Genomic DNA, 2,913 nt, shown 5'->3' on the forward strand with positions numbered 1-2,913 from the left:
CTCAATTCACCCATCAGGTCAATCTTCTCGTAAGAAGACTTCAGGGCGCCCTCAACAATCGGCCTCTAAGGAGTGCGGGCGCCAATGAGCTCCCTAGAAACACCGCCAATTATCGCTACATTCCACAACGTCTCTCGTAACACCCCTCCGGTGAATGCTCCGGTCATGGGGTGCTGAGTGAGAGACTTTCGGCATGGCTGAACATCTCGTCGGGTATGCCCGCGTCTCCACCGACAAGCAGGACGCGACAATCCAGCGCGACGCGTTGACCGCCGCCGGCGTCCTGCCGAAACTGTTGTTCACGGATCAGGGTTTGACGGGAACGAACAGGGAACGGCCGGCCCTGAAGGAAGCGATGGCCGCGTGCCGGGCCGGTGACACCCTGATGGTCACGAAACTTGACCGGTTGGCCCGGTCGGTACCGGATGCCCGGAACATTGTCGACGAGCTCAGCCAGAAAGGGGTGAAGCTCCGGATCGGTGGGAGCGTCCACGACCCCGAGGACCCCACAGGCCGGTTGCTGTTCAACGCTCTGGCGATGGTTGCGGAGTTCGAGTCCGACCTGATCCGGGCGCGGACGAAAGAGGGCATGCGGGTCGCGAAAGCAAAGGGACGACTGAAGGGGAAAAAGCCCAAGCTGTCTCCTGCGGTGGAGGGTCACTTGGTGGCTGAGTACCATTCCGGGGACTACACGATCGCTGAACTGTCCGCGAGGTTCAGTGTGGGCGCGGCGACCGTGTACCGGGCCGTCAACCGGGCGGCAGCGAAGTCGGATGCGGTGACGGTCCTGGCACTCCCCCGCGCCCTGGGATGACCGGGCCGTGGTCGCCTGATGCGCTGTCCGAAAGAGCGCGGGCGTACGTCCTCCTCGAGCAGCTGCTGCCTTCATCTAGTCGCTTGTTCACTGAGTACCGGCAACGGTTGTGGTCGATAACTGCGGCCGTCGATAACGGCACTATGACCCCGGAACGCGCCATCGATCTCTACCGGGCATTCATCAACCAACTCATTCTGTCGGCGGCGCTCGAATTCTGGTCGCTTTCGGCGTGGTGGTTTCTATCGGTGGTCGCAACACTTCCGGAATCATGGAGGTTGTGTTGTCTATTCGTAGGGTGAAGAAGGGGCCGGGGCGTCGTCCGCAGTCGGCTAAGCGTCAAAGGTTCATGGAGCTGCGGGCGAGGGGGTGGAGCATTCTTGCTGCGGCCCGGGAGGTCGGTGTTTCCCGAACAGCGGGGAACAACTGGTCTCGCGGGTACAAGATTTACCGTCACGGCCAGGTCGTGAAAACGGTCGCACCGCTGGACCGGCTTCTGGTGCGACAGATCAGTGCGAGATTCCTGTCGTTAGAGGAGCGGATCGTCATCGCTGATTTGCGCCAGGCGGGAATGACCGTCCGCGGCATCGCGGTGCAAACGGGTCGAGCGCCGTCAACGATTTCTCGGGAACTTCGCCGCAACGCGAGGGCTCGTGGTCCGTATCGGCCATTCGAGGCTCACACGAAAGCAGCTGGCCGCCGAGCACGGCACCCGAAGAGTCGCCTCGAAACGAACATCGAGCTGCGACGGATTGTGGGCGAAGGATTGGCGGTGCGGTGGAGTCCCGCGCAAATTAGTCGGCATTTGCGAGGGAAGTTCCCTGCCAGGCCGGAGATGTGGTTGTGTCACGAAAGCATCTACCGGGCCGTTTACGAGCCCGGGTCCGCCCTGGTGCGGCCGTCACCACTGGCACCGCACCGGACGTCGCCGCTGCGAACGGGAAGAGATCATCGCAGGGCGCATCAGAAAACGGACCGCCGCCGGCCCCGATTTGAGCAGCCCGTCCTCACAATCCACGACCGCCCCTTCGCTCCGGAGGACCGGTCAACGCCGGGCGAGTGGGAAGGCGATTTGATTATCGGAAAGAACCAGGGCTCCGCGATCGGCACCCTCGTGGAACGCACCACACGCACAATCCGGCTACTGCACCTCACCGCCCGAGACAGCGAAACCCTTCAGGTAGCGCTGGAGAAGCGGATGAGCGATCTGCCGCCATCATTGCTCCGGTCGATCACCTGGGACCAGGGCATCGAGATGGCCCGGCACCTGTCCATCGCCACAGCCCTGAACACCAAGATCTATTTCTGCGACTCTCACTCACCCTGGCAGCGAGGCTCCAACGAAAACTCGAACGGCCTGCTCAGGGACTACTTCCCGAAGGGAACCGACCTCAGCGCCCATCCCCCGGAACATCTCCTTGCGGTCGAGAACGAGCTCAACAACCGGCCCAGGCTGGTGCTCGGCGACCGAGTTCCAGCGAACCTGTTCGCCGCCCTGCTATTGTCACCCGAACACCAAGTGTTGCGACGATAACTGGAACCCACCCGTTCGAAAAGTGAACGGTTTCGGGCAGTCTAGCTAGGGGTTTCGTCGGTGGTGGTGCGGATGCTTGGGAGGCTGTCGATGCCTCGTCCTCGGAGCCGGTAGCTGGCGCCCTTCAGTGTGAGGACGTCGGCGTGGTGAACGATGCGGTCGATCATCGCTGCGGCGACGGCTTGGTCTCCGAAGACCCCACCCCAGCTGGAGAACGGGAGGTTCGAGGTGAGGATCAGTGAGGCGTGTTCGTAGCGGGATGAGACGAGCTGGAAGAACAGGTTCGCGGCGTCTTGCTCGAACGGGAGGTAGCCGACTTCGTCGACGATGATCAGCCCGTAACGGCGCAGCCGGGTCAGCTCGGCGGGTAGTCGGCCGGCCCGGTGGGCGTCGGTGAGGCGGGTGACCCAGTCCGTTGCGGTCGCGAACAACACCCGGTGTCTCGCCCCGGGTTTAATGGAGGGTATTGATTCCCTGGAAGGGTAAGAATCGTGCCTGTTATGAAGAAGTATCCGCCGGAGTTGAAAGCGCGGGCTGTGCGCCTGGTCGTGGACGCACGGACTGG

At 62.5% G+C, this 2,913-nt stretch carries 2 protein-coding genes and 1 pseudogene; 2 read left to right on the top strand and 1 reads right to left on the bottom strand.

What is annotated here, in order from left to right; all coding sequences use genetic code 11:
- The first annotated feature begins 193 nt into the window (after positions 1–193).
- Positions 194–814 (top strand): recombinase family protein, encoded by a 621-nt coding sequence (locus B7R24_RS16800; RefSeq protein ID WP_116420151.1) that lies wholly within the window; start codon positions 194–196, stop codon positions 812–814.
- A gap of 271 nt (positions 815–1,085) precedes the next feature.
- Entirely contained in the window at positions 1,086–2,348 is a 1,263-nt protein-coding gene (locus B7R24_RS16810) for an IS30 family transposase (protein ID WP_437123542.1), read from the top strand.
- A gap of 41 nt (positions 2,349–2,389) precedes the next feature.
- Here B7R24_RS16810 and B7R24_RS16815 read toward each other — a convergent pair.
- A pseudogene (locus B7R24_RS16815) lies at positions 2,390–2,788 on the bottom strand (ATP-binding protein); the annotation flags it as partial.
- Between the last annotated feature and the right edge of the window lie 125 nt (positions 2,789–2,913).

This window comes from Subtercola boreus (assembly GCF_003399645.1).
GTDB lineage: Bacteria > Actinomycetota > Actinomycetes > Actinomycetales > Microbacteriaceae > Subtercola > Subtercola boreus_A.

What these genes read in the sequence shown, in the direction of transcription:
- B7R24_RS16810 (WP_437123542.1), top strand. Translation starts at nt 1,086, where the DNA reads ATGGAGGTTGTGTTGTCTATTCGTAGGGTGAAGAAGGGGCCGGGGCGT.
- B7R24_RS16800 (WP_116420151.1), top strand. Translation starts at nt 194, where the DNA reads ATGGCTGAACATCTCGTCGGGTATGCCCGCGTCTCCACCGACAAGCAG.